General features: G+C 59.1%; 21 protein-coding genes. 7 read left to right on the forward strand and 14 right to left on the reverse strand.

Annotation, left to right across the window (positions count from 1 at the left end; translation table 11 throughout):
• Nucleotides 1-7: 7 nt before the first annotated feature.
• From BW33_RS26425 to BW33_RS26440, 4 genes are all read right to left on the reverse strand, one after another.
• Nucleotides 8-1,306: an MFS transporter gene (locus BW33_RS26425; RefSeq protein WP_047602306.1), complete on the reverse strand. Its 1,299-nt coding sequence runs from the start codon at nucleotides 1,304-1,306 to the stop codon at nucleotides 8-10.
• A gap of 97 nt (nucleotides 1,307-1,403) precedes the next feature.
• The gene (locus tag BW33_RS26430; RefSeq protein WP_047602309.1) at nucleotides 1,404-2,411 is read right to left on the reverse strand and encodes a sugar kinase; all 1,008 of its coding nucleotides are present in this window, start codon (nucleotides 2,409-2,411) and stop codon (nucleotides 1,404-1,406) included.
• Complete coding sequence (locus tag BW33_RS26435; RefSeq protein ID WP_047602311.1) at nucleotides 2,404-3,186, reverse strand: sugar phosphate isomerase/epimerase family protein; 783 nt, start codon at nucleotides 3,184-3,186, stop codon at nucleotides 2,404-2,406. The genes BW33_RS26430 and BW33_RS26435 overlap by 8 nt, the downstream gene beginning before the upstream one ends.
• A 155-nt stretch (nucleotides 3,187-3,341) precedes the next feature.
• Nucleotides 3,342-4,367, reverse strand: a complete 1,026-nt coding sequence (locus BW33_RS26440) for a LacI family DNA-binding transcriptional regulator (RefSeq protein WP_047602313.1) — start codon at nucleotides 4,365-4,367, stop codon at nucleotides 3,342-3,344.
• 234 nt (nucleotides 4,368-4,601) lie between these two features.
• On the opposite strand from BW33_RS26440, the gene BW33_RS26445 reads away from it, so the two are divergent.
• Together BW33_RS26445 and BW33_RS26450 are read left to right on the forward strand one after the other, a co-directional pair.
• The gene (locus BW33_RS26445; protein WP_047602314.1) at nucleotides 4,602-7,721 is read left to right on the forward strand and encodes a hypothetical protein; all 3,120 of its coding nucleotides are present in this window, start codon (nucleotides 4,602-4,604) and stop codon (nucleotides 7,719-7,721) included.
• 252 nt (nucleotides 7,722-7,973) lie between these two features.
• Nucleotides 7,974-10,424: an autotransporter outer membrane beta-barrel domain-containing protein gene (locus BW33_RS26450; protein ID WP_047602316.1), complete on the forward strand. Its 2,451-nt coding sequence runs from the start codon at nucleotides 7,974-7,976 to the stop codon at nucleotides 10,422-10,424.
• Nucleotides 10,425-10,481: 57 nt separating this feature from the next.
• Here BW33_RS26450 and BW33_RS26455 read toward each other — a convergent pair whose 3' ends face one another.
• The 5 genes from BW33_RS26455 to BW33_RS26475 form a co-directional block, all read right to left on the reverse strand.
• Nucleotides 10,482-10,943 carry a DUF6252 family protein gene (locus BW33_RS26455; RefSeq protein ID WP_047602318.1) on the reverse strand — a complete coding sequence of 154 codons (462 nt, stop codon included), beginning with the start codon at nucleotides 10,941-10,943 and terminating at the stop codon, nucleotides 10,482-10,484.
• A 179-nt stretch (nucleotides 10,944-11,122) separates the two neighbouring features.
• A complete protein-coding gene (locus BW33_RS26460) occupies nucleotides 11,123-11,764 on the reverse strand; it encodes a DUF1345 domain-containing protein (RefSeq protein WP_047602319.1) in 642 nt (213 codons plus the stop codon).
• A gap of 168 nt (nucleotides 11,765-11,932) precedes the next feature.
• Nucleotides 11,933-12,772 carry a hypothetical protein gene (locus tag BW33_RS26465; RefSeq protein ID WP_047602321.1) on the reverse strand — a complete coding sequence of 280 codons (840 nt, stop codon included), beginning with the start codon at nucleotides 12,770-12,772 and terminating at the stop codon, nucleotides 11,933-11,935.
• A gap of 201 nt (nucleotides 12,773-12,973) precedes the next feature.
• A complete protein-coding gene (locus tag BW33_RS26470) occupies nucleotides 12,974-16,072 on the reverse strand; it encodes an efflux RND transporter permease subunit (RefSeq protein WP_047602323.1) in 3,099 nt (1,032 codons plus the stop codon).
• Nucleotides 16,073-16,087: 15 nt separating this feature from the next.
• On the reverse strand, nucleotides 16,088-17,245 hold the full coding sequence (locus tag BW33_RS26475; RefSeq protein ID WP_047602326.1) for an efflux RND transporter periplasmic adaptor subunit: 1,158 nt from the start codon (nucleotides 17,243-17,245) through the stop codon (nucleotides 16,088-16,090).
• A 293-nt stretch (nucleotides 17,246-17,538) separates the two neighbouring features.
• On the opposite strand from BW33_RS26475, the gene BW33_RS26480 reads away from it, so the two are divergent.
• Nucleotides 17,539-18,240 (forward strand): response regulator transcription factor, encoded by a 702-nt coding sequence (locus BW33_RS26480; RefSeq protein ID WP_047602328.1) that lies wholly within the window; start codon nucleotides 17,539-17,541, stop codon nucleotides 18,238-18,240.
• A gap of 4 nt (nucleotides 18,241-18,244) precedes the next feature.
• Nucleotides 18,245-19,546, forward strand: a complete 1,302-nt coding sequence (locus BW33_RS26485) for an ATP-binding protein (RefSeq protein WP_047602331.1) — start codon at nucleotides 18,245-18,247, stop codon at nucleotides 19,544-19,546.
• Between the two features lie 120 nt (nucleotides 19,547-19,666).
• Here BW33_RS26485 and pncA read toward each other — a convergent pair whose 3' ends face one another.
• From pncA to BW33_RS26505, 4 genes are all read right to left on the reverse strand, one after another.
• Nucleotides 19,667-20,293, reverse strand: a complete 627-nt coding sequence (pncA, locus tag BW33_RS26490) for a bifunctional nicotinamidase/pyrazinamidase (RefSeq protein ID WP_047602334.1) — start codon at nucleotides 20,291-20,293, stop codon at nucleotides 19,667-19,669.
• Between the two features lie 50 nt (nucleotides 20,294-20,343).
• A complete protein-coding gene (locus tag BW33_RS26495) occupies nucleotides 20,344-21,102 on the reverse strand; it encodes an anti-sigma factor family protein (RefSeq protein ID WP_047602342.1) in 759 nt (252 codons plus the stop codon).
• The gene (locus BW33_RS26500) at nucleotides 21,099-21,557 is read right to left on the reverse strand and encodes a sigma-70 family RNA polymerase sigma factor (RefSeq protein ID WP_236645244.1); all 459 of its coding nucleotides are present in this window, start codon (nucleotides 21,555-21,557) and stop codon (nucleotides 21,099-21,101) included. The genes BW33_RS26495 and BW33_RS26500 overlap by 4 nt, the downstream gene beginning before the upstream one ends.
• A gap of 90 nt (nucleotides 21,558-21,647) precedes the next feature.
• A complete protein-coding gene (locus BW33_RS26505; RefSeq protein ID WP_047602344.1) occupies nucleotides 21,648-22,181 on the reverse strand; it encodes a tetratricopeptide repeat protein in 534 nt (177 codons plus the stop codon).
• Nucleotides 22,182-22,356: 175 nt separating this feature from the next.
• Between BW33_RS26505 and BW33_RS26510 the strand changes: the two genes are divergently transcribed.
• From BW33_RS26510 to nudC, 3 genes are all read left to right on the forward strand, one after another.
• Nucleotides 22,357-23,130, forward strand: a complete 774-nt coding sequence (locus BW33_RS26510) for a class I SAM-dependent methyltransferase (RefSeq protein ID WP_047602346.1) — start codon at nucleotides 22,357-22,359, stop codon at nucleotides 23,128-23,130.
• 216 nt (nucleotides 23,131-23,346) lie between these two features.
• Nucleotides 23,347-24,159 carry a crotonase/enoyl-CoA hydratase family protein gene (locus BW33_RS26515; protein ID WP_047602349.1) on the forward strand — a complete coding sequence of 271 codons (813 nt, stop codon included), beginning with the start codon at nucleotides 23,347-23,349 and terminating at the stop codon, nucleotides 24,157-24,159.
• 6 nt (nucleotides 24,160-24,165) lie between these two features.
• Complete coding sequence (gene nudC / locus BW33_RS26520; protein ID WP_047602352.1) at nucleotides 24,166-24,996, forward strand: NAD(+) diphosphatase; 831 nt, start codon at nucleotides 24,166-24,168, stop codon at nucleotides 24,994-24,996.
• On the opposite strand, the gene BW33_RS26525 is transcribed toward nudC, so the two are convergent.
• The gene (locus BW33_RS26525; protein ID WP_007951261.1) at nucleotides 24,964-25,743 is read right to left on the reverse strand and encodes a TSUP family transporter; all 780 of its coding nucleotides are present in this window, start codon (nucleotides 25,741-25,743) and stop codon (nucleotides 24,964-24,966) included. The two genes, nudC and BW33_RS26525, sit on opposite strands and share 33 nt — an antisense overlap.
• Between the last annotated feature and the right edge of the window lie 28 nt (nucleotides 25,744-25,771).

The raw sequence follows: 25,771 nt of genomic DNA on the forward strand, positions 1-25,771 counted from the left end.
AATCTCTTCAGGAATGCGCCGGCACGGGACGCGTGGCAACGGCTTTGGCCACGACGCGGTCACTGGCGCCAGGCTTGAGAAAAATCGTCAGCACCACCGACAGCAGCAACGCGCCGCTCATCAGCAGGTACGAGGCACCGGGTGAACCGGTGGAGCTGTTCAGGTAGCCGACCAGGTACGAGCCGCCGAACGAACCGAGCGCACCCATGCTGTTGATCAGCGCCATGGCCCCTCCGGCAACGTTGGCCGGCAGGATCTCCGGAACGATGGCGAAGAACGGCCCGTAAGGCGCGTACATGCAAGCACCGGCGATCACCAGCAACGTGTACGACCACCAGAAATGTTCCGCGCCCAAGGCGTAGGAGCCGTAGAACGCAATGGAGGCGATCAGCAGTGGCGGCCAGACGAAGCGTTTGCGCTTCTGCAGTTTGTCCGAACCCCACGACACCGCGAGCATGCCGATCACCGCCGCCAGATACGGCAGCGCCGACAGCCAGCCGGCCTCGATCATGTCCATTTGCGCGCCGGCCTTGAGGATCGACGGCAACCACAGTACGAAGCCGTAGACGCCGATGCTCCAGCAGAAAAACTGCAGCGCCAGAATGATCACCTTCGGCGAACGGAACGCTTCGGCGTAGTTCTTCACCGCTTTGATGCCGACCTGTTCGGCGGCGAGGGCGCTTTCCAGGTCATGCTTTTCCTGCTCGCTAAGCCACTTGGCCTGAGCGGGACGATCATCGGCCAGCTTCCACCAGATAAATGCCCAAAGCACCGCCGGCAAGCCTTCGATGATGAACATCCAGCGCCAGCTGAAGTGCTGCACCAGATAGCCCGAGACCACCGACATCCACAGCATGGTTACCGGGTTGCCGAGGATCAGAAAGGTGTTGGCCCGCGAGCGTTCGGCGCGGGTGAACCAGTGGCACAGGTAGACCAGCATCGCCGGCATCACCGCGGCTTCGACCACGCCGAGCATGAAGCGGATCACGATCAGCCAGTAGGCGTTTGACACCACACCCGTCAGGGTGGCGAGGCCGCCCCAGAAAATCAGGCTGAAGAAAATCAGCTTCTTCACGCTGTGCTTCTGCGCGTAGATCGCACCCGGCACCTGGAAGAAAAAGTAGCCGAGGAAAAACAGCGCGCCGAGCAATGAAGACAGGCCCGGGGTGATCATCAGGTCGGCGGCCATGCCGGACGCGGCGGCGAAGCCGTAGTTGGCGCGATCCAGATACGCCAGGCTGTAGGTGATGAACACGATCGGCATGATGTACCACCAGCGGCGGGCGGCGAGGGTTGCGGTTTTCATGGTGTTGCTCCTGAGCTTGTTGTTTTTGTCGCAGCAGGTTCAAATTTTTGCGCTGATCAAGCGGGCCTCTTCGCGAGCAGGCTCGCTTCTACAAGGGTTATGTGTTTGCCGTTGCACCTGTGACTAGCGCAGATCCAATGTAGGAGTGAGCCTGCTCGCGATCAGCGGCCTCGAATTCAGCGATCAGTTCGGACCGGGTCGGCAACCCCTCCATGTCCCCGCGACTCTGCACCGCCCGACTGCCAATCCAGTTCGCGCGTTGCACCGCCTCGGCAAAGCTCTGATGCTCCAGCAGGGCACTGATCATGCCGACGGCAAATCCGTCGCCCGCACCCACGGTGTCGACCACGTTGGCCACCGGCACCCCGGCGACAACCCCCTGATCCAGTTGCGTGCGGTAATAGGCACCTTGCGGCCCCAACTTGATCGCCACGGCTTCGGCACCCTGATCGAGATAGAACGCCGCGATGTCCGCCGGATCTTCGAACCCGGTCAGCAGCCGACCTTCGCTCAAACCCGGAAAAACCCAATGGGCGAGGGCGGCGAGGCGATTGATCTCGCGGATCATCTCTTGCTCGCTGGCCCACAGGCTCGGGCGCAAGTTGGGGTCGAACGACACGCTGCGCCCGGCATGGCGCATGCGCGTCATCAGCTCGAACGACATTTCCCGAGCGCTCGCTGACAACGCCGGTGGGATCCCGGTGGCGTGCAGGTGACGGGCACCGAGCAAGGTACTGTTGATCGACTGCACGGACAGATGACTGGCCGCCGAACCGCGGCGGAAATACTCGACCTGCGGGTCGCTGCCGTCGTCGGTGCGCGACTTGAACTGGAAACCGGTCGGATGCGCGCTGTCGACTGCGACGTGACTGCAATCCAGACCTTCGCTGGCCAACGTTTCCACCACAAAGCGTCCAAGCGAATCGGCGCCGACCCGGCTCAGCCACGCCACATTGAAACCCAGACGCGACAGGCCGATCGCCACGTTGCTGTCGGCGCCGGCAATGCGCCGGTGGAAGTGTTCGACTTTGGCCAGATCACCGGTTTGCTCGGCGACCAGCATCGCCATGGTTTCACCGAACGACAGAATATCGAGATCAGACATGAGCAGGCTCCAGGCGCGATTGACCAAGGCGGGCGAGGGCGGCGACGTGCTCGGTGGTCAGTGCCACCAGGTCATCGCCCTGCAACGGGTATTCGGCGGCACGCATAACGCCTTGGGTCATGTGCCGCAGCAGTTGTTCCCACAAATGCAGGTCGCTGACGGCCGGTGGCACGGCGACCAGTTTGCCGTCGGGACGCCGGGCCACGGCTTTGCAGTGCACATAGCCGACATGGCGTCCGAGCAGGCGTGCGGCGTTGGCGGCGGACTGGTCCTGCCACTGCCAGTTGCCGATATCGAACGTCATCTTGATCGGCAAATCATGCTGCTCGACCGCCGCGAAAAAGCGCTGGAACGGCTCGATGCGGCCGCCATGCAAGGTCTGATCGTTTTCCACCAGGAGTAGCACCGGGCTGTTGTCCAGCAGTTGTTTCAGCACCTGCAGATCACAGTTGTCGGTGAAGTAACCGAGCGAGACTTTCAGCCATTTCGAGCCAAACGCCTCTGCATGTTGCAGGGCGCTGATCAACTCGGGATTGGGCCGCGCCTGACCGGCGAGCCACAGTTCGCTCGGCGAGGAATAGATGCTTTGCAGGCCCTGCGCCCGGGTGGCGGCCTGCAGTTGCGCCGGCACTTCGCGGGTCAGCAACTCTTCGCGCCATTCGATGCGATCAGCGCCGGCAGCGGCCAGCACGTCGATGAAAAAATCCTGCCCGCGTTGGCGCACAAGCTCGGCACCGTAGCTGGACAGACTGATGGAAACGGCAGGTTTATTCATTGTTATCTACCTCTGAAACCGGTTTCATTTTTGTTCAAAAAAAATCTGATGGATCTTTGTCGGTCTTTCGGGCGCCATCGCGAGCAGGCTCACTCCTACATTTGGAATGCCCCACCCCTGTAGGAGTGAGCCTGCTCGCGATGGCGTAGTGAACATCACCGCAAAAGCCCTCGGGTAGAACCGCGCTCAACCAACACCGGCGCAAAATCCAGCTTGCGGGTGACCTCGACATCCCCCCGCAAGCGCTTCAACAGACACTCAAACGCCCGCGCACCAATCTCGGCCGTCGGCTGGGCGAGTGCGGTAATGCCGCTGCCGACCAACGGGTACCAATCCAGATCATCCAGGGCAATCAGCCCGACATCCTCGAACAATCGGCAACCGATGTCGCGCAAGGCCAAGGTGCAGGCCAGCGCTGCCACGCCGTTGGCGCAGAACAGTGCTTTAGGCCCGCCAGCCGGTGTGTTTAAAAAGGTTTGCAGGTGAGTGGCGAGTGCGTCGCCGGTTTCCAGCACGGCCCCGGTCAATCCGGAGCGCTGGGCAATCTGCGTCTGAAAACTGCTGACCCGCTCGATCCGCGAACTGGTGCCGTCATAAGGTTCAGTCACCAGCAATACATCGCTATAGCCACGCTGTTCAAGGTGCGTCAGGGCCATTTCGACCGCCTGCGGGTTGTTCAGCCCGAGCATGTCGCTGTCGAGGCCATCGACCTTGCGATCCACCAACACCAGCGGCATTTCGCGATGCAGTTCGTGGAGTTCATCACGGTGATGGCCGAGGGTGTTCACGATCAGCCCTTCGATGTTGTACGAACGCAACAGCGCCAGATGTTGGCGTTCCTGTTCGTCGTCGCGGTCGGTGTTGCACACCACCAGGCTGTAACCATGCGCACGGCAGGCGGTTTCCACCCCGTGCATCACGGCAATCGAATAAGGGTTGCGGATATCGGCCACCAGCATGCCGATCAGGCGGGTGCGCCCGCGTTTAAGGCCACGGGCCATCTGGTTGGGGCGATAACCCAGTTCGGCAATTGCCTGCTCGATGCGCAAGGCGATGGTATCGGAGAGCAGGGCGCGGTCATCGCCGATAAAGCGCGAGACGCTGGCCTTGGAGACGCCGGCGCGTTCGGCGACATCGAGCATGGTCACGCGGCTGCGCTGGGCGGCGGAGAAATCGTTCATGGGGCGATCTTCTTGTTTTGAATGAGCAAACGGTGCCATTGCCTGACAATGAAACCGGTTTCAGAGAACTACATCTGCTGAGTTGTCGTCAAGTTTTTCCAGATGATCGAGACGAGCTGTGCCTTTTAAAACCGACGAGCGGTTGAATAACCTGTCAGATATGACAGTAGGCGAGGAGGTCTGATGCGCGTCTAATTTCACCAAGGCAGGCGTATCGCACTTTCAGGAAAAGACATGTCGTCATTCAAAAACAGCGAACATATCGGCGTGTTGGCCGTGCCCCTGTCGATCGAGGGGGTGGGGGCCGATGGTGTACTTCCTCCAACCGCCTCGACTGATGGCGCCAGGTTACTGATTCCTTTATGGAAAGATCCATCGGTTAAACCGGGGAAAAGCGATCTGCTGGAAATCTGGGTAACCGAACCGGATGCCACTACTGAAGAGTTGTTCTATAGCAATCCGTTTCCGGTTCCGGTTGCCGTGGGTTATCCCGGGGTCTTTTTGTTACCGGCGCGATTTTTACAGCGAGACGGCAATATTGTTCTGCGATACCGGAACACGTTGGGGGATAACGGAAATGAAGATACTTCACTTCCACAAACGTTCATTGTTCGGCGTCCGGTCCCGATAAATCTCGCAGAACCCACATTTCCCCATGCCACGTTATGGGGATATCTCAATTGCAATTCGACTCCAAAGTTGTGGGAGGAAGTGTGGGTCGATGTCGAGGCTCAACCAGGTCGCTTCCTGGCCAATGATGTGTGTGTTCTGGAGTGGGAAGGGTTCGAGAGCCTCAACGGAGTCAGGCCGATCCCATTCACTGCGCTGGAAGTCAAAAAAACTCTGACCCAGGGAGAGGCTGACAATGGGCCTCTTTTTATACTCGGAAGCGATAAATACGAGCGCTATATAAAGCCGATGGAAAGAAGTTCATCCGCATTGGCCCGTTACACGCTTTACCGAAATGGTATCGCCCTGGGGCGCTCGCCAATTGGTTTGGTAAAAATTGACCGGGTCATTCCAGGATCCAACCTTTCTTGCGGTCCGGCATCGGTCGCAGGGTTAGATGCGAATGACACAGATGCCTTGGCGTTAAATGAAACCGACAGTGCTGAAGCGTTAGTCCCGGAAACTTGCAGATTGCCGTCGCACGCTTCTTCGTTGGGCAACAACGTTGATAGTTCAATGAAACACTCACTGATGGAGTTTTCAAAAATGAATATGCAGTTTAATGCAGGCGGCATTCTGGCTTTACCACCGGTTATCGAGGGCCAACTGGCGGACAAGCGGTTGACTCACAAACAACTCAGAGAAGACCGGCTGCTGAAAGTCACGCTGGCGGACGTTCCTGACAAAGGTCCTGAGGGGGCGATGAAAATCGACCTGCATGTGTTTCCCAAAGGAGCGATCATCGAGGTCGACTCGACAGACCCGACGTTCATCGTTGCGAGCAAAAACAGAAGCGATCAGCCGGGGGGGGATTGGAGCTTCCCGATCGAGTTCGATGTGCCAGTCACCTCCTTGATTGAAAAATTTCATATAGCGGGCGATTACACTTCCTATGAATTTGCATTCGTCATTATTGATATCTTCGAAAACCCGGACACCACTGAAAAACCGTATGCCGAGGCGCTGGTCGACCTCACTGCACCGTATCAACGCCAGCCGGGCGGTTCCAATGGTACTGGTACTCGGCCGACGCTGCTGACACTGGGGGCCACTGTACCCGCGATCATCAATGATGCCTGGTTGACCGACCCTGCCAATGCCGGTGGATTGAACCTGGAAATCCCTCATGTCTACCAGAAGTTCGAAGCAGATCTGGATGAGTGCGTCTTCTATATTTCTCAATTGACAACTTTTCTTTTGATGTCAGCTGAAACGCATGCATTCAAAGGTTTTTTACCGGCCAGTGGGATTATCAATATCCCCTTGAGTTTTTTGAGCGGATTGACAGAGGGAACTTACTATTATTCTTACAACCTGAAAGATCAACCAGGCAACATCAGTAACAACGCCGCGATTACCACACTGTTCCAACGTATTGTTACGCCAGCCCCGATTCTTGCGCCAGCGCGAATTCCGGTCACCGGTACCAATGGAGGTATTGCGCTCAATCTGACGACGGCGAATCCACCTCCAACGAAAGCCATCATGGAAATCGATTTTCCAATCAATTCGATCCCAGGGGATCGCATCATTCCGTACCTGTCGTCCGACGCCGGACTATTTCAGTTGCCGGAGCAGCCAATCCCGCCGGTGGGCACAGCGGGGCCGCTGCTTTTCAATCTGGATTACGCCACGCTTGCCGATGTTTTTGGCGACGCCAACAATTCAAACGAGGTGGAGTTCCAGTACTGGTTTGAACTGAGTCGTCCAACCATTACGCCGAACCCGGTATCACCCTCCGCAGACGGCTTGATCGATTTTGCTTACGCAGGGCCTGAACAGCCGAATATACCTGAGCTGGAAAACCCCAACATTCGCGATCGCGATGTGGTGGTACAGGGCGCGGGTACACCGGTGCCAGCCCCCAACACCCTGGGCCCGGCGCAAGCCGGATTGGACGCAGTGATGAACTGGCAGATCTGGACTGACCCCAACCGCCCTGTCACCGGACGAGAAATCGTCAAGTTCTATTATCAGGGCAAGCAGGTCGGGGAACCGGTGCCGGTACGCCTCGGTGATACAACTGTCTCCACCGTGTTGCGTTGGGCGACAATCCTTGCCGAAGGCAACGGCATCGGAGCAGATGCCAGACAAGCCTTTATCACCGTGGAATACCCTGGCAGTCCCAACGTGATGAAGCAGCAAGTCCCCACCAGGGTCAACGTGACAGCGATTGTCATCAACCTGCCTGCACCCCAAATCGTGGCCTCTGCGTTCCGTGGAGCAACCGGTACATTGATTCCTGAGCGTGTCATCACCAGTATCAACTGCCCGAGCTTAAACCACCCGAGCGTGGTGAACGGTGCGATGCCGCCTTATTTGCCGCGCCAGCTACGAATCCGTGTGCGGCGTGATGCCAACATTCCGACTGGTGCGGTGGTGAATCTTGACTTTGAAGGTCGAACCACCAATGCCGTGGGGGCGCCGGCTATTCCTGCCACGCACATTACCCGTTCGGCGCCGATGCCACCGACAGGCGATCTGGAGTTCAGGCTGACAGAGTACTCACTTCAAATTCGTGCAATTCAATTGCCAAGCCCGGACGGCGTCACTCGGCCAGCAGCCAGATTTGCGCGCATAGCCTATACGGTCAACGGCGTTACTGCCGAGGTTACCGTGGCTGTTCAGTTGCTCAATGCCAGCCTGGTGTATTGCGACGAAGAACGTGCGGAGGTTTCTCCGTAATACCTGCACCAGGCAACTCTTCTTGTTGATGAGGGAACGATTCTGCCCTTCATCAGAAAGAAGCGAAGTTGTGTACGTTCAGATACGGAGATTCGTACGTATAAAAAGGACAAGTCCTACTAGTGTGAGGACTTGTCCTACATATCGTTGAAAGGTTAGTCCGTAGTCTGGCGGCCCTTACATATCCGGCTTGCGAGTGTTCTCGAGTCGGTCGCTCGTTCCCGCGGGAATGCATTCGAGTAGGACTCAACCATGACGCCAAAGCCGGTATTCAACTTGTCCAGAACCCAACTCAGTGTGTGGGTGCTATCAATTATCCCCACATTACTGAACTCTTCCATGATCCAGGCGGCCAGCGTGCCGGCAGGAACGACTCAAACGATCGACGCCAGTTCACCACTGGACGTCTGGCAGTTGCAGACAAACGCAACGCTGACAGGCTCGGGGGCCAGTACCCTGGGACTTTCCAGCACCACGGGGGGACTGATCAATCTGAGTAACTCGACAGTTGCCTCTGCAGGTCCGGGTGGACTGCGGAACGCTATTTCCCTGACCAACGCTACGGCAACCCTGAACAACTCCAGCGTCACCAGTTTGAGCGGGATTGGCATCTCGGCCGTGCGCAGTATTTCCAGTGTTGGCGGCTCTACGGTAAATCTGAGCAACAACACGATTGTCAGAGGCCTGCAAGGCGGGATTGCCGGTAACCGTTTCAGTGAATTGAATGTGCAGGGATCTACCGTGGAAGGCACTGGTGCCAACAGTTTCGGGATCCGTCTGCTCGAGGGCTCGCTGTCGGCAACTGCCGGCAGCAGCATCACCGGTGGGCTCAACGGCCTGACCGTGGGCACCGACACACTGGTATCGACGGTGATTCCATCGACCATCGTCCTGGACAATTCCCGTATCGAAGGCAAGACCGGCTCGGCTATCGTCGTGGGTATCAACGCGCCGAACTTTCCAACAGTCGCGAAAATCTCGGTGCTCAATGGTTCCAGCCTGATTGGCGGTAACGGTACGCTGCTCGAGGTTCGTACCGGCGCTTCGGCCGAGTTGTTGGTCGACGACAGTCGCCTCACCGGCAACGTCGTAGCCGGAGCAGGCGGTTCGGCGAACGTCACGCTACAGAACAAAGCGACATTGACCGGTGATTTGCAGGGTGTTACCACCGCGACCCTGAACAATCAGGCGCACATGAACGGTGATGTTCTGGGGGCTTCGCGGGTGTCGATCGACAATGCTTCTTCGCTCACCGGCAATCTTGAGAGCGTCGCCACTGTTTCGCTGAATAACCAGAGTTTGATGAAGGGCAATATCAACGCCGCGCCCGAGAGTTTGTCTACGGTGACACTTGATAATGCAGCTACCCTGGTGGGCCAGGTCAGTAATGTGAACAACTTCTCCATCAATAATCAGGCGCTCTGGCAAATGACGGGCAGCCAGTCGGTGAGCAATCTGGATCTACAAAATGGCGGGAGGGTCCAGCTCGGCGGTTATCAGCTCAATGTCTCCAATCTCGGTGGAAACGGTACTTTTGGGATCGACACAGACTTCGGCACGGGTAACACCGGTCTACTGAACCTCACCGGCAATGCTGTCGGGAATCATCAGTTGCTGGTCACCAGTAGCGGTACGGATCCGGTCAGCGATGCGCAGATCAAAGTGGTACAGACGGTCGGTGGTATCGCTCAATTCGGATTACCCACAGGGTTTGTCGACGCAGGGGCTTTTACCTATCGGCTGGTCAAGGAAGGTGAGGACTGGTACCTGCGCCCGGACAAGGAAGTGGTGAGTACGCCGACCCGCTCGGTCATGGCGATATTTGGTACGGCGCCGACCGTTATCTACGGTGAAATGGCCTCTCTGACCAACCGCATGGGTGAATTGCGTGCGAACAGTTCGCCAACTGGCGGGTGGATACGATCATATGGCAATCGCTTCAGCATCAGCACCAACGCCTATGGTGATGGCTACAGTCAGAGCCAGTATGGCCTGGCAATGGGGTTTGACACCCCGGTGCAGATTGCCGGTGAACGTGTATTGCTGGGTACCTTCATTGGTTACAGCAAGTCTGATCTTGATTTGAGCCGCGGCAGTTCGGGGGAAATCGGCAGCACTTCGTTCGGGGTTTACGGTACCTGGCTTGGAGAGAGTGGCTACTACCTGGATACCGTTGCCAAACTCAACCATTTTCGCAATGAAGCCAAGGTTTCGATGAGTGATGGCTCACGTACCGACGGCAGCTTCAACAATTTCGGGGCCAGCGCATCGGTGGAGTTTGGTAAACATATCGATCTTGCAGGCGGTTATTACGTGGCGCCCTTTACCCAGTGGCAGGCGGCGTCGGTGCAAGGCAAGAATTTCAGCCTGGACAACGGCCTGAACGCTGACGCCGATACTACTCGCTCGCTGCTGGGCAAGGCGGGTGTGACGCTGGGACGTGGCATGACGCTGGCTAATGGCAGCGTTCTGCAACCGCATATCCGCGCTGCCGTGGTCCAGGAATTTGCGAAAAACAATGAAGTACGGGTCAATGACAACAAGTTCAACAATGACTTGTCAGGCACGCGTTTCGAAGTCGGGACCGGGGTGGCCTGGACGCTGAATGACCGCTGGCAGTTACATGCCGAGGTGGATACCAGTAAAGGTGATAACGTCACCAAGGACTTTGGTCTCAATATGGGGGCGCATTACAAATTTTGATCTGAAAGTCTCGAGCATAAAAAAGGAAGCCTACGCTTCCTTTTTTTGTGTTACAGGCTAGCCGGCTTTCAATACCTGGAATTTGCCTTTGAGAATAAAAATATTTTCTTCATTGTCAGGCATATCAATATTGATATTGAAACGGCCTTTGACGTTTTCATCGCTCGCTGGCTCGATCTCGATCTCTCCCGAGACGCCTTCATAAATTTTCCCGTCACTGTTTTTAAAGCTGAAAGCCACATCGTCGCGACTTTTCACCTCGTACTTGCCCACGGCCAGATCCGCAGGAAGTACAAAGGTAAGTTCGCGAGTAGTTGTGTTGGATACACGAGTGTTCTTATCACTACGCTGAATGGCGGTGATACACATTGCGTCAAGTTTGTTTCGCCCTGTTTTTACCTTGTCGATCAGTCTGGCGTTGGCATTAAATGGGTTGACTTCCAGTTGGGCATTGGCAAACGCTTCGGCGCTCACATAGTTACCTGCGGCGAAACTGGTTCGTTTGATCACAGCATTCATGGGCCTGGTCTCCGTTACTTTGAGTAAGGTATCCAAAGGCCATGCATGGCCCTAATCCTGGATAGGCTATAAGAGCCTGCTTTCAGGGGACTGTAAACTGTCAGAGTTGACAGTTTACAAAGGGCATTTCCAAGCGGCGGTTTCACATTGAACTCAGGGCGCTTCCTGGGCCAACAAGCTCAACCGAACAGCCCCGCGGCAATATTGATCGAAAAACCGAGGATCGCTGTGTTGAACACAAACCCGATCAATGACTGAGCCAGTACGATCTTGCGAATATCGCGGGTAGCGACGCCCACATCAGCGGTCTGTACCGCGACGCCGATGGTGAACGAGAAGTACAGGAAGTCCCAGTAGTTGGGTGTGGTCAGACCTTCGGCAAAGCGCAACGCCGGATCCTTGCCGTCCCAGGTGTAAAACAGCCGGGCGTAATGCACGCTGAAAATCACCCCGATCACCAGCCACGAACCTACCACGGTGAGGGCGGTAAACGCGTAATGCAGAAGTTTGCGATGATTATCCAGGTCTTTGGCGCCGGCCAGCTCAAGGGTGATGGCGGCCAGGCTGGCCAGGGCTGCGATGCACACAACGAACAGCACCAGCCCGGCGTTTTCGTCTTCGACGACGGCGATGCGTTTGACGTCCGGCGCCTTCGCCCGAATGGTCAGCCAGAACATCAGGATCAGGTAGATCCAGACACCGGCATTCCAACCGATGAGGATTTTGCTGACGATGGAGTCGGCCGGGACCAGCAGGCCGGTGGCAAGGCCCACCAGAGCGGCGGCGGACAGGCGAGGGTGGGTGCGGGCGAGAAAGCGCATGAGGACTCACTGTAATGATCGATCTCTGCACCTTAGCGCACGCTACCGTGCTTTTGTAGAAGCTGGCGTTTCGGAGCGCCTCATCACCACCACAACGAACAATGGCACCACTGAGTGGCTGTCCGAATGACAGTGTGGGAGCGGGCCGCTCCCACGGAGCGGCAACTGTCAGGCCTCGATGTTGAACTTACCGTTTGCGTCTACCTCATTTCCGAAGCTATCGCTGAACTGCGCATCAAACGTGCCGGTGATCAGGCGCTCAGTGGGGGCGGCGGTAAAAATCAGCTTTCCGGACGTTGTGATGTGAAGCTCACCTGTGGACGAGTTGTGAACGATGTACACCTCATCTTTCTTCGACAGATCAAACTCCCCGGCTTTCAAGTCGCCCATGATGAAAATGGTGTAGCGAACCTGACTACCGGAACTCTGCTCGGCTCTCACTTCAAGATAGGACGGGATAATCGGCGACGGCTGATGTTTCGTGATGCGAAACTTATCGGCTTTGAAGTCGCCAATTCCGCCATTGGCGGTGAAGGTGCCCGTCGCTTCGGATTGATTGTTTTGTACCGAATCAGTAATGCCGGTCAGATCAAAACGGCCGTCGATGATATCCAGCTCCTCTCCAAAGCCGCCAATTTTGAAGCGGTACTCGCCGTACATACGAGCGGTTTTCCAGTCGTAGCGAATTTTGATCTCGCCGGAACGCGCCGGGTGAACAGGACCACCCGAGTCGGAGAAGCGCGCGTAAATGGCCTCGGTATTCCCGCCGATTTCCAGGATGTCCTCCGTGCCGTCATTCGATAGCGTGCCGGGAACCCTCAGCGTTATGAAATGCCATGGTTTGCCCTTCTGCCGCTCCTGCTCGTCCTTGTTTTCGTCGTGAACGGCGGTGATCCAGAACTGATTTTCGACCTTGTCAATTGCCCAGTCACTGTTCGCTTCGAATGTATGCGGATGGGTGCCTTGAATAACTGCACTCATATGCTGCTCGTTGGTTTTATCGTTCATGATTGCTGTCCTTGGCCCTGAAGCCAGGTTGGTCCACTGATCAATCAGTGGCGTTTCAGGGTAGGGCATCGGGAAATTCTGCATAACTGTCAGAGTTGACAGGTGTTGCCTTTCAGCGGGAAAGGCGAGAGGGGGGATCTGAACTCTGCGTTGATTGTTCGAATGACATTGTGGGAGCGGGCAAGCCCGCTCCCACAGGGATCAGCGAGGTGTGGTGAAGCGTTGCACGAGCTTCATGACCACCACAAAAAACAACGGTACAAAGATCACCGCCAGCGTTGCCGTGATCATCCCGCCGATCACCCCGGTGCCAATGGCTTGCTGGCTCGCCGAGCTGGCACCCGTTGCGATGGCCAGCGGCACCACGCCAAGGATGAACGCCAGCGAAGTCATGACGATCGGGCGTAGACGCAGGCGCGCTGCCTGCAACGTGGCATCGATCAGATCGTGGCCTTCGTCATACAGGCTCTTGGCGAATTCGATGATCAGGATCGCGTTTTTCGCTGACAGACCAATGATCGTGATCAGGCCGACCTTGAAGAACACATCGTTGGGCATCTCGCGCAAGGTCACGGCCAGCACCGCGCCGAGCACGCCCAGCGGTACCACCAGCAGCACCGAGGTCGGAATCGACCAGCTCTCGTACAGCGCCGCCAGACACAGGAACACGATCAGCAGCGACAGACCGAGCAGGATCGGCGCCTGACTGCCGGACAAACGTTCCTGCAATGACAGCCCGGTCCATTCCTGACCCAGACCTTTCGGCCCCTGAGCGACCAGCCGTTCAATCTCTGCCATGGCCTCGCCGGTGCTGTGCCCGGGCGAGGGTTCGCCGGAAATCGCAATCGCCGGGTAACCGTTGTAGCGGGTCAGTTGCGCCGGACCCTGGGTCCATTTCGCCTGAACGAACGCCGACAGCGGCACCATGTGCCCGGCGTTATTGCGCACGTGCATTTTCAGCAGGTCATCAACCTGACTGCGCTGATCGCCTTCGGCCTGTACCACCACCCGCTGCATGCGCCCCTGATTGGGGAAGTCGTTGATGTAGGAGGAACCCACGGCGGTGGACAACACGTTGCCGATGTCGGCGAACGACACGCCCAGCGCGTTGGCCTGCTTGCGGTCCACTTCCAGTTGCACCTGCGGCGCTTCGGCCAGCGCGCTTTCGCGCACATTCATCAGCACCGGACTTTTCTCTGCGGCGGCGAGCAATTCGGTGCGTGCCTGCATCAATGTCGCGTGACCGAGACCGCCGCGATCCTGCAGACGGAATTCGAAGCCGCTCGACGTGCCGAGGCCATCTACGGGCGGTGGCAGTACCGAGAACGCCATGGCGTCCTTGATCTGGCTCAGGGCGATGTTGGCGCGGTCGGCAATCGAGCTTGCCGCGTCATCGCTGCTGCGCTGCGACCAATCCTTCAACGTGGAAAAGGCCAGCGCCGCGTTCTGCCCGCTACCAGAAAAGCTGAAGCCGAGAATCACCACACTGTCACTGATACCGGGCTCTCCAGCGTTATGCGCTTCAAGTTGCTCGGCGACCTGCACCGTGCGGTTCTTGGTCGCCCCGGGTGGCAGTTGAATGTCAGTGATGGTGTACCCCTGATCCTCAACCGGCAGGAACGAGGAGGGCAGGCGCGCAAAGCACAACCCCATACCGATCAGCAGCACGCCGTAGATCAGCAGATAACGCCCGCTGCGCTTCAGGGCGTAGCCGACCCAACCTTGGTAGCGATCGGTCAATTGCTCGAAGCGGCGGTTGAACCAGCCGAAGAATCCGCTCTTCTCATGATGCTCGCCCTTGGCAATCGGCTTGAGCAGCGTTGCGCACAGTGCAGGCGTCAGAGTCAGGGCGAGGAACGCCGAGAACAGGATCGAGGTCGCCATCGACAGCGAGAACTGCCGGTAAATCACCCCCACAGAACCCTGCATGAATGCCATCGGAATGAACACGGCCACCAGCACCAGAGTGATGCCGATGATCGCGCCGGTGATCTGCTTCATCGCCTTGCGCGTCGCCTCTTTCGGCGACAGGCCTTCGGTAGCCATGATCCGCTCGACGTTCTCCACCACGACGATGGCGTCGTCCACCAGAATGCCGATGGCCAGCACCATGCCGAACATGGTCAGCACGTTGATCGAGAAACCCAGCGCGAGCATAGTGGCGAACGTGCCCATCAGGGCCACCGGCACCACCAGCGTCGGGATCAGCGTGTAGCGGATGTTCTGCAGGAACAGGAACATCACCGCGAACACCAGCAACATCGCCTCGCCCAAGGTGTACACCACTTTGGTGATCGAGACCTTCACGAACGGCGAAGTGTCATAGGGAATCTTGTATTCGACGCCGGCCGGGAAGTAGCGCGACAGCTCATCCATCTTCGCCCGAATCAATGTGGCGGTTGCCAGAGCATTGGCCCCCGGCGCCAACTGCACGCCGACGGCGGTGGACGGCTTGCCGTTGAGGCGCGTGCCGAACTGGTATTCCTGACTGCCGATCTCGACACGCGCCACATCACCGATGCGCACGGTGGAGCCGTCGGGATTGGCCTTGAGCACGATGTCGGCGAATTCTTCCGGGGTCGACAACTGCCCCTTGACCAGAATGGTTGCGGTGATTTCCTGCGAGGATGGGTTGGGCAAATCGCCAATGCTGCCCGCCGATACCTGCGCGTTCTGCGCGACGATAGCCGCATTGACGTCGGCCGGGGTCAGGTTGAAACCAATCAGCTTCTGCGGATCGATCCAGATCCGCATCGCGCGTTCGGCGCCATACAACTGCGCTTTGCCGACGCCGTCGATGCGTTTGACCTCGTTCATCACGTTGCGCGCCAGATAGTCACTGAGCGCCACGTCATCGAGCTTGCCGTCGCTGGAAGTCAGGGTGATCAGCAGCAGGAAGCCGGCAGAGACTTTCTCCACCTGCAAACCTTGCTGGTTCACCGCTTGCGGCAGGCGCGACTCGACCACTTTGAGGCGGTTCTGCACATCGACCTGGGCCAGCTCCGGGTTGGTGCCCGGCTGGAAGGTGGCTTTGATCGTCGCACTGCCGAGGCTGCTCTGCGATTCGAAGTACAGCAGGTGATCGGCGCCGTTGAGCTCCTCCTCGATCAGGCTGACCACGCTTTCATCGACGGTCTGCGCCGAGGCACCGGGGTACACCGCGTAGATTTCGATCTGAGGCGGCGCGACGTCGGGGTACTGTGCCACCGGCAATTGCGGAATGGCCAGCGCACCGGCCAACAGGATGAACAGGGCGACAACCCAGGCGAACACCGGGCGATCGATAAAAAACTGCGGCATATGAAAGCGTCCTGCTTACTGACCAGAGGTCTGGGCAAGTGGAAGAGGGGTGTCGTCGATCTGCACTTTTTCGCCGGGACGGGCGTGCTGCAGGCCTTCGATGACAATGCGGTCGCCGGGTTTGAGGCCGCCGCTGACGATCCAGCGGTCGTTCTGCACCGCGCCCAGTTGTACCGGCTGCTGGGCCACGCGCATCTGCTGGTCGACGGTCAGCACCTGAGCGATACCTGCGCTGTCACGCTGCACCGCCCGTTGCGGTACGGTGATGCCGTTCTGTACGGTGGCTTGTTGCAGGCGTACGCGGATGAAACTGCCCGGCAGCAGATCGAGATCGGGATTGGGGAACTCGCTGCGCAGAATGATCTGGCCGGTGCCCGGATCGACGCTGATGTCACTGAACAGCAACTTGCCCGGTAACGGATAGAGGCTGCCGTCATCCTGAATCAGCGTGGCCTTGACCTGATCCTGACCGACTTCCTGCAACTGCCCGGAACGGAACGCGCGACGCAGCTCATTGAGCTCACGGGTTGACTGGGTGAGGTCGGCGTAGATCGGATTGAGCTGCTGAATCAGCGCCAGCGGCGTGGTTTCGTTCTGCCCGACCAGCGCACCTTCGGTGACCAGCGCGCGGCCGACACGTCCGGAGATCGGGGCGGTGACGGTGGCGTAGCCGAGATTCAATTTCGCCCGTTCCACGGCGGCTTTATTGGCCGCCACGTCGGCGGCGGTCTGCCGGGTACTGGCGCGGGCATTGTCGTAATCCTGGGCACTGATGGCCTTGTCGTCGATCAACTGCGCGTAACGCTGCTCCTGTAGCCTGGCCTGGAAGGCATTGGCCTCGGCCTTGCGCAGCGCGGCTTCGGCGCTGTCCAGGTCAGCCTTGAACGGTGCCGGGTCGATGCGAAACAGCACGTCGCCCTTTTTCACGTCGCTGCCTTCACGGAAGGTCCGTTGCAGCACCACGCCGGCCACCCGGGCGCGCACTTCGGCGATGCGTGGCGCGGCGATACGCCCGCTCAGTTCGCTGCTGATCGATAGGGGGCGGGCCTCGATAGTCTCGATGCGTACGGTGGCCGGCGGCGCTTCTTCTTCGGCCTTCGAGGACGAGTCACAGGCGCTCAGCAACAGCGCAGCGGCGATCAGACCGAGCCCGGCCAGAAGATTTTTTGACATGTACCACCCCCAATATTGAAGCCCGCATGCTAAGGCCAGACGCGGAGGGTAGCGGTTAAGCTTTGTAGGCGCTGTGTGAAATTGTGTAAGGGTTTTACTCAGGGAAGGGTGAGGGCGTATATCCTTTACGCCTTGAAAATTATTGCGACAGATAATCCGCTATCGCGAGCAGGCTCACTCCTACAAGGCTGGTGTTGGTCACAGATTTTGTGTCTGGCGGAGTTGTCATGTAGGAGTGAGCCTGCTCGCGATGAGGCCCGAACAGTCGCCACAGTACTTTCCTGGATCACCCCATGCCCAACATCCTCCTGGTCGAAGACGACACCGCCCTCGCCGAACTGATTTCCAGCTACCTGGAGCGCAACGGTTATTCCGTCTGTGTGATCGGCCGTGGCGACCATGTGCGTGAACGGGCGCGGATCAATCCGCCGGACCTGGTGATTCTCGACCTGATGCTGCCCGGTCTCGACGGCTTGCAGGTCTGCCGTTTGCTGCGGGCGGATTCGGCAACACTGCCGATCCTGATGCTGACCGCCCGCGACGACAGTCACGATCAGGTACTTGGCCTGGAAATGGGCGCCGACGATTACGTGACCAAACCCTGCGAGCCACGGGTTTTGCTGGCCCGGGTGCGGACCTTGCTACGGCGCAGCAGCCTCGGTGAACCGATGACGGTCAATGACCGGATTGTGATGGGCAATCTGTGCATCGACCTGTCCGAGCGCACCGTGACCTGGCGCGAGCAACCGGTCGAGCTGTCCAGTGGCGAATACAATTTGCTGGTGGTGCTGGCCCGGCATGCCGGGGAAGTGCTGAGCCGTGATCAGATCCTGCAACGTCTGCGCGGCATCGAGTTCAACGGCACCGACCGCTCGGTGGATGTGGCGATCTCCAAGTTGCGGCGCAAGTTCGACGATCACGCCGGCGAGGCGCGCAAGATCAAGACCGTGTGGGGCAAGGGTTACCTGTTCAGCCGTTCCGAATGGGAATGCTGAGCTGATGTTCAGAATCCTGTTTCGCCTGTATCTGGTGACGATCGTCTCCTACAGCGCGGCAATCTATCTGGTGCCGGATCTGGTGATCATGGTGTTCCGTGAGCGCTTCATTACCTACAACCTCGACTACTCGCGCGGCCTGCAATCGCTGATCACCCGACAGTTTCACGCGGTGCCGCAGGAGCAGTGGCCAGCGCTGGCGCAGTCGATGGACAAGGACTTCCAGCCGCTGCACATCGTTCTGGCGCGCATCGACGACGCCGCGTTCACCGCCCCCGAGCAGGCGCGTCTGCGTAGCGGGGAAAACGTGGTGCGTATCGGCGATTGGGGATGGCGCACCTTGGCGGTCACACCGCTGAACGATGACGTCGCCGTGCAAATGGTGGTGCCGCCGGATCCGCTCGACGTCAATCTTTTGTACTGGAGCATCAACGTGCTGATCGGTGCGAGCATGCTCGCCTGCCTGCTGCTATGGATTCGCCCGCACTGGCGTGATCTGGAACGCCTCAAGGGCGCCGCCGAACGCTTCGGCAAGGGCCACCTGAACGAGCGCACGCTAATCCCCGCCCGTTCCAACATCGGCAGCCTGGCCCACGTGTTCGACACCATGGCCGGCGACATCGAGGATCTGCTCAACCAGCAGCGCGACCTGCTCAATGCGGTCTCCCACGAATTGCGCACACCGCTGACCCGGCTCGACTTCGGCCTGGCCCTGGCGCTCTCCGATGATTTGCCGGCAACCAGTCGCGAGCGCCTGCAAGGGCTGGTCGCGCACATTCGTGAACTGGATGAGCTGGTACTGGAATTGCTGTCTTACAGCCGCCTGCAGAATCCGGCGCAATTACCGGAACAGGTTGAGGTTTCGCTGGATGAGTTCATCGACAGCATTCTGGGCAGCGTCGATGAAGAGTTGGAGTCACCGGACATCGTCATCGATGTGCTGCTGCACGGTCAGCTCGAACGTTTCACGCTGGATCCGCGCCTGACGGCCCGGGCGATCCAGAACCTGCTGCGCAATGCCATGCGCTATTGCGAGAAACGTATTCAGATTGGCGTGCAGGTCAGCGCCGATGGCTGCGGGATCTGGGTCGACGACGATGGGATTGGCATCCCGGATGACGAGCGTGAGCGGATTTTCGAGCCGTTCTATCGCCTCGATCGCAGCCGCGACCGCGCCACCGGTGGCTTTGGCCTTGGCCTAGCGATCAGCCGTCGGGCGCTGGAAGCGCAGGGCGGGACGCTGACGGTGGAAAGCTCGCCGCTGGGTGGGGCGCGGTTCAGGTTGTGGTTGCCGACTACCAGCTGAGCATCAAACCCCTGTAGGAGCTGTCGAGTGAAACGAGGCTGCGATCTTTTGATCTTGTTCTTGAAATCAGAATCAAAAGATCGCAGCTTGCCTCAGCTCCTACAGGGAGTGGCGTGTTGGTCAGAGGAGTTGGTTCGACTGAATCAAGCCAACCCCGGCCGACTGCATCCGTTCCATCGCCGCCGCCAGTGAGCCATCCATATCAATGGCGCGACAGGCATCCAGCACCACAAACGCATTGAACCCCGCCGCCCGCGCATCCAGCGCCGAAAACATCACACAGAAATCCAGCGCCAGCCCGACCATGTACACCGTGTCGATACCGCGTTCTTTCAGATAACCGGCCAGTCCGGTGGTGGTGCGCCGGTCCGCTTCGAGAAACGCCGAATAGCTGTCGATGTCCGGGTTGCAGCCCTTGCGGATGATCAGTTGCGCGTGAGGCAGGTTCAATTCGGGGTGGAACTCGGCACCGGCGGTGCCTTGCACGCAGTGATCCGGCCAGAGCGTCTGCTCGCCGTAGGGCAACTGAATGACCTCGTACGGTTTGCGCCCGGGATGACTTGAGGCAAACGACGCGTGGCCGCTCGGGTGCCAATCCTGGGCAATGATCACCTGTTTGAACAGGCCGCTGAGGCGATTGATCAGCGGGACAATCAGATCGCCTTCGGGGACGGCCAGTTGGCCGCCCGGGGTGAAGTCATTCTGCACGTCGATGACCAGCAGGGCGGTGCGGGGTGAAATCTGCATTGAGGCTTCCTCCTTGGATAATCACTCGCTCAGCATAATGGCAGCGGCACTCATGTGCTCAACCGTCCGATCAATCGCTTGGCCAGATCTTCCAGTTCCAACGCCGGGTTGTGCCCGATCAACATCCACGCATGCTCACCTTCGGTCCAGTACACCACGTTCATGTCGTGGCGCCGTTCGTGCGCCAAAGGCCGGCTGCCGCTGTTGGAGCGGGTCACGCACAAGGCCAGCGGCCCATGCCTGGCGTCCAGATAGGTCAGTTGCGCAATCGGTACACCGTCGTACTCGAGCATTTGTGCGCGTTTGAGTTCGGCGCCCGGCAACTTCAGTTGCGCCGGTGACAGGTTCAGACCGAGCCGCGCGTCCACCGTACGCAATTGCACGCGTTGGCTGGCTTCGTCGCTCGGCAGATGATCGAGAGTTTGCGGCACATACAGCGCCATATAGTCGCCCACCAAGGCGCGCCAGTCATGCGCTTGCTGTGACCGCCAGGCGATAAACAGACGATCAGCCAATACGCCGCCAGCCAGCAGACTCGCGGCGGCCGCACCGATGAACCAGCGTCGGCTCAGGCCTGGCCGCTGGGGGGCAGGGATGGCATCGAGGCGCGCCTGCAAACGCTCCAGCGGCGCCTGTTGCGCCAGTTCGTCATAGGCATCCTTGTACGGCAGACTGCTGCGTTCGAACCATTGCACGCGCAGGCTGAGCAACGGGTCGTCGGCAATCGCACTGTCGAGCTGGCTGCGATACGCAGGGTCCAGCTCGTCATCGAGGTAGGCCACCAGTTGTTCGTCGGAGGGCTTGTTCATGGTCGATCACCTCCGGTAGTTTTCGGCACGGCTTGCAGGGGCGGGTACTCGGCCAGTTTCAGGCGCGCGGTGGCCAGACGGCTCATCACCGTCCCGATCGGCACTTGCAGGATCTCGGCGACTTCGCGGTAGGACAGGCCTTCGACATACGCCAGGTACACGGTTTCGCGCTGGGTTTCCGGCAAAGCATCGACCCGGCGAATCACCTGCGCCGCCATCACATGAGTCTGCGCAGCATATTCGCCGTCGAAGGCCAGCTGCCCGTCGGCATCGACGTGTCCCGCACCCTGACGCACCCGGCGGGCGCGCACTTCGTTGAGCCAGATCGAATGCAGGATGCTCAGCAGCCAGCGATCCATGCGCGTGCCGGCCACATATTGGCCGGCACGTTCCAGCGCCCGCACACACGTGGCCTGCACCAGATCCTCGGCCACGTGCCGATTGCGCGACAGCAGCAGGCCGTAGCGCCACAGCCGCGCCAGATGCTGTCCGAGTTCCGCTCTGAATGCCTGATCGCTGACGATGATGGCGTTCCTTTATCTATGTCAGGTTTTCGATGAATCGTTGATGGCTTCAGCCAGGTCCTGGTATTCCTCGCAGGCGGTGCCGCAAATCGATTTGATCTGCTGCAACTGTTCCTGCGCCAGGTCGATGCGGCCTTTGATCACGTAGGCCTCACCGAGGTATTCACGCACTTGTGCGTACTGCGGATCGAGTTTCACCGATTGCAGGTAATAGCCGATGCCTTCATCGGTGCGCCCCAGTTTTCGCGTGGCGTAACCGCGATAGTTGAGGGCCTTGGCGGTGTTTGGTTGTTGCAGAGTGTCGAGCAGGGCCAGGGCTTCTTCGTAGCGACCGCCCTTGGCCAATCGGTAGGCGTAATCGGTACGATCGGCATCCGGCACGGCGCTGCTGGTCTGCAGCACGCACTTCTGCGATTTGCTGTCCCAGACCTGGCCTTTGGGGCAGTCGGGCTTCTGCACGGGTTCACTCTCGTCACCGTTGGCAAACGCCATTGATACGGACAGTGCGGTCACCAGCAGTAACGGGGCGGCGAACATAACGGAACGGATTGTCATGGGCAAGGCTCCACAGAGGGTTATGTTTCACTTTGAACACCACAGCACGGCATTTTATTCATTGCTTTGTCAGGCTCTGTTCAAGGTACGCGCAAATCGCGGCGTTATGCTCGAGAACGCCTGCCGTCCATCCAGCGCCTTGTCATGACCCGGCGCTGACACACGAGGAACTGCCATGAAAGATCAGGTCCATCACTCCGCTGCTGCCGGCTACAAGACTGCCGCTGACACCTACATCAAGGGCCGCCCGGACTACCCGCCGCAGGTCAGTCAGTGGCTGACGCAGACGCTGGGTCTGGACAGTCACAAGACCGTCATCGATCTGGGCGCCGGCACCGGCAAGTTCACCGGACGGCTGGTGGCGACCGACGCGCAGGTGATCGCGGTGGAACCGGTCGCGCAGATGCTGGAAAAACTTTCCGCTGCCTGGCCGCAGGTGCTGGCGGTGAGCGGCACTGCGACTGATCTGCCGTTGCCCGACGCGTCGGTGGATGCAGTGGTCTGCGCGCAGGCATTTCACTGGTTCGCCACCACAGAAGCCTTGAGCGAAATCGCCCGCGTGCTCAAGCCCGGCGGCAAGCTTGGCCTGATCTGGAACCTGCGCGATACGCAGGTCGGTTGGGTGCCGAAACTCGACGCTATCGTCAACGCGCTGGAGGGGGACACGCCGCGTTACTACACCGGCCAATGGCGCCAGGCGTTTCCGCATCCGGCGTTCGGGGCGTTGCAATTGCAGCAGTTTCATCACGGGCACACCGGCTCACCCGAGGACGTGATTTTCAATCGTGTGCGCTCCACCAGTTTCATTGCGGCATTACCGCAGGCGCAACGGGACAAGGTTGATGAGCAGATCCGCGCGCTGATTGCCTCGGAGCCGGCGTTGCGTGGGCGGCATGTGCTGACGGTGCCTTATGAGACGGCGGCGTATGTGGCGGTGAAGGGCGGTTAGAATTTTTTGCTGCGCATACAAAACCCTGTAGGAGCTGCCGAAGGCTGCGATCTTTTGACTTTGAAAATCAAAAGATCGCAGCCTTCGGCAGCTCCTACACGGATTGATGGCACCTACCTGACCTTTTGGCAGTCAGTCCCGCATTTGGCCGAACCGCCATCGTGATGCCTTGTTATAGTTCGGGCCTCATTTTCTGCCCGGTAAAGGATCACTGCCATGACTCAATACACCGCCTTCAGCGTCGAACTGGCCGACAACATCGCTCATGTGCAGATCAATCGCCCGGAAAAGATCAACTCGATGAACGCCGCGTTCTGGAGTGAGATCGTCGAGATTTTCCAGTGGATCGATGACACCGACGAAGTGCGGGTAGTGGTGCTTAGCGGCAACGGCAAACACTTTTCCTCCGGCATTGACCTGATGATGCTCGCTGGCGTCGCCAACGAACTGGGCAAGGATGTCGGCCGTAACGCGCGCCTGCTGCGGCGCAAGATTCTCACCCTGCAAGCCTCGTTCAATGCGGTCGACAACTGCCGCAAACCGGTACTGGCGGCGATTCAAGGCTATTGCCTCGGTGGCGCCATCGACCTGATCGCCGCCTGCGACATGCGCTACGCTGCCGAAGACGCGCAATTCTCGATCAAGGAAATCGATATCGGCATGGCCGCCGATGTTGGCACTTTGCAACGGTTGCCACGGATCATCGGTGACGGCATGCTGCGTGAACTGGCTTACACCGGTCGCACTTTCGGCGCAGAAGAAGCGCGCAGCATCGGTCTGGTCAATCGCGTTTACGCCGACAAGGATCTGCTGCTCGAAGGCGTGATGGACATTGCTCGCGACATCGCCAGCAAATCGCCAATTGCGGTCACCGGCACCAAGGAAATGATCAGCTACATGCGCGACCATCGCATCGACGATGGCCTCGAATACGTTGCCACCTGGAACGCCGCCATGCTGCAATCCACCGACTTGCGCGTGGCCATGGCCGCCCATATGAGTAAACAGAAACCCGAATTTCTGGATTGAGAAACCATGACAGCTCGCTGGACCACTGCAGTACTGGACACCGATCAACCCGGCGGCTGGGCCGTGGCGCGCAGCCCCGAGGGCTTTCTGTTCGATGACAACGGCGTGCTGTTCCCGCGGGAATGGCTCAAGCGTCAGGATTTGTCGATCCTCGCCGAACACGGCATCGGTCATCTCGATGGCGAGCCGGTGTACCTGCTGGAATTGCACCGTTCCAGCGACGTGCCGGGCTGCAACTGGAAAGGCCTGCGGGCGTTCATGCTCGATGGCGATCACACCGTCTACAAAGTGCTGGGCTATGCCGCGCAGATCGGCACCTGGGCGCGCGAACATCGCTTCTGCGGCAACTGTGGGCAGGCGATGACGCAGGTGCCGCGTGAGCGAGCGATGTATTGCCAGCCGTGCGACCTGCGCAGTTACCCGCGGATTTCGCCGAGCATGATCGTGCTGGTGACCCGTGGCGACGAGATCCTGCTGGCGCGCTCACCGCGCTTCGTCACCGGGGTCTACAGCACGCTGGCCGGGTTCGCCGAGCCGGGCGAGTCGGCGGAGGACTGCCTGATTCGCGAGGTGCGCGAGGAAGTCAGCCTCGAAGTGAAGAACATCCAGTACATGGGCAGCCAGTGCTGGCCGTTCCCGCATTCGATGATGCTCGGTTTCCATGCCGAATATGCCGGAGGGGAGATCATCTGTCAGGAAGACGAGATCGAAGATGCCCAGTGGTTCAACGTGCACGATCTGCCGCCGTTGCCGGCGTCAAAATCGATTGCCCGTTACCTGATCGACGTCTATGTGGCGCGCCGTTCAGGCCACGCTGAACCAATGTTGCCAGGCTAGCCGCACGGTTAGCCCCAGCACCACGGTGATGAACACCGGACGAATGAACTTGGCGCCGCCGCTGATCGCGGTGCGCGCCCCGAAGAAGGCGCCGACCATCACCGACAGGCCCATGCTCAGGCCGATGATCCAGTCCACTTGCCCGGAAAACACGAACACCGACAGCGCCGCAATGTTGCTGACGAAGTTCATGCTGCGCGCCACACCGCTGGCCTTGACCAGGTCGATCGGGTAGAGCAGCAGGCTGCTGACCGTCCAGAACGCACCCGTGCCGGGGCCGGCCACGCCGTCGTAGAAGCCGAGGCTGAAACCTTGGGTCGATTGCCATTTCTTCTTGATCGGGGCGTCGCTGTCCAGCGGCGCTTTTGGCGTGCCGCCGAACAACAGATACAAGCCACAGGCAAAGACGATCACTGGCAGCATCTTGTTCAGCCATTCCGCCGGCAGGTAGTGCGCGACGACAGCACCGGTGAGCGCGCCGACCAGGGTGCCGACGATCGCGTGCATCCACTGTCGAGGGTGGAACAGTTTGCGTCGGTAGAAGGTGAAACTGGCGGTGGCCGAGCCGAAAGTCGAACTCAGTTTGTTGGTGCCCAACACCAGATGCGGTGGCAGGCCGGCAGTGAGCAGCGCCGGGGTGGTCAACAGACCGCCGCCGCCGGCGATGGCGTCGATGAAACCGGCAATGAAAGCGACAAGGGCCAGAACGGCCAGGGTGGTGAGGTCAACGCTGAGTTCGAAAGGCATGGAATCGGCTTATTCGGCAGGGCGCAGA

The organism is Pseudomonas sp. RIT288 (assembly GCF_000631985.1).
Lineage (GTDB): Bacteria > Pseudomonadota > Gammaproteobacteria > Pseudomonadales > Pseudomonadaceae > Aquipseudomonas.

What these genes read in the sequence shown, in the direction of transcription:
- BW33_RS26445 (WP_047602314.1), top strand. Translation starts at nt 4,602, where the DNA reads ATGTCGTCATTCAAAAACAGCGAACATATCGGCGTGTTGGCCGTGCCC.
- BW33_RS26450 (WP_047602316.1), top strand. Translation starts at nt 7,974, where the DNA reads ATGACGCCAAAGCCGGTATTCAACTTGTCCAGAACCCAACTCAGTGTG.
- nudC (WP_047602352.1), top strand. Translation starts at nt 24,166, where the DNA reads ATGACAGCTCGCTGGACCACTGCAGTACTGGACACCGATCAACCCGGC.
- BW33_RS26430 (WP_047602309.1), bottom strand. Translation starts at nt 2,411, where the DNA reads ATGTCTGATCTCGATATTCTGTCGTTCGGTGAAACCATGGCGATGCTG.
- BW33_RS26440 (WP_047602313.1), bottom strand. Translation starts at nt 4,367, where the DNA reads ATGAACGATTTCTCCGCCGCCCAGCGCAGCCGCGTGACCATGCTCGAT.
- BW33_RS26470 (WP_047602323.1), bottom strand. Translation starts at nt 16,072, where the DNA reads ATGCCGCAGTTTTTTATCGATCGCCCGGTGTTCGCCTGGGTTGTCGCC.
- BW33_RS26425 (WP_047602306.1), bottom strand. Translation starts at nt 1,306, where the DNA reads ATGAAAACCGCAACCCTCGCCGCCCGCCGCTGGTGGTACATCATGCCG.
- BW33_RS26435 (WP_047602311.1), bottom strand. Translation starts at nt 3,186, where the DNA reads ATGAATAAACCTGCCGTTTCCATCAGTCTGTCCAGCTACGGTGCCGAG.
- BW33_RS26455 (WP_047602318.1), bottom strand. Translation starts at nt 10,943, where the DNA reads ATGAATGCTGTGATCAAACGAACCAGTTTCGCCGCAGGTAACTATGTG.
- BW33_RS26495 (WP_047602342.1), bottom strand. Translation starts at nt 21,102, where the DNA reads ATGAACAAGCCCTCCGACGAACAACTGGTGGCCTACCTCGATGACGAG.
- pncA (WP_047602334.1), bottom strand. Translation starts at nt 20,293, where the DNA reads ATGCAGATTTCACCCCGCACCGCCCTGCTGGTCATCGACGTGCAGAAT.
- BW33_RS26485 (WP_047602331.1), top strand. Translation starts at nt 18,245, where the DNA reads ATGTTCAGAATCCTGTTTCGCCTGTATCTGGTGACGATCGTCTCCTAC.
- BW33_RS26475 (WP_047602326.1), bottom strand. Translation starts at nt 17,245, where the DNA reads ATGTCAAAAAATCTTCTGGCCGGGCTCGGTCTGATCGCCGCTGCGCTG.
- BW33_RS26480 (WP_047602328.1), top strand. Translation starts at nt 17,539, where the DNA reads ATGCCCAACATCCTCCTGGTCGAAGACGACACCGCCCTCGCCGAACTG.
- BW33_RS26525 (WP_007951261.1), bottom strand. Translation starts at nt 25,743, where the DNA reads ATGCCTTTCGAACTCAGCGTTGACCTCACCACCCTGGCCGTTCTGGCC.
- BW33_RS26460 (WP_047602319.1), bottom strand. Translation starts at nt 11,764, where the DNA reads ATGCGCTTTCTCGCCCGCACCCACCCTCGCCTGTCCGCCGCCGCTCTG.
- BW33_RS26510 (WP_047602346.1), top strand. Translation starts at nt 22,357, where the DNA reads ATGAAAGATCAGGTCCATCACTCCGCTGCTGCCGGCTACAAGACTGCC.
- BW33_RS26505 (WP_047602344.1), bottom strand. Translation starts at nt 22,181, where the DNA reads ATGACAATCCGTTCCGTTATGTTCGCCGCCCCGTTACTGCTGGTGACC.
- BW33_RS26465 (WP_047602321.1), bottom strand. Translation starts at nt 12,772, where the DNA reads ATGAACGATAAAACCAACGAGCAGCATATGAGTGCAGTTATTCAAGGC.
- BW33_RS26515 (WP_047602349.1), top strand. Translation starts at nt 23,347, where the DNA reads ATGACTCAATACACCGCCTTCAGCGTCGAACTGGCCGACAACATCGCT.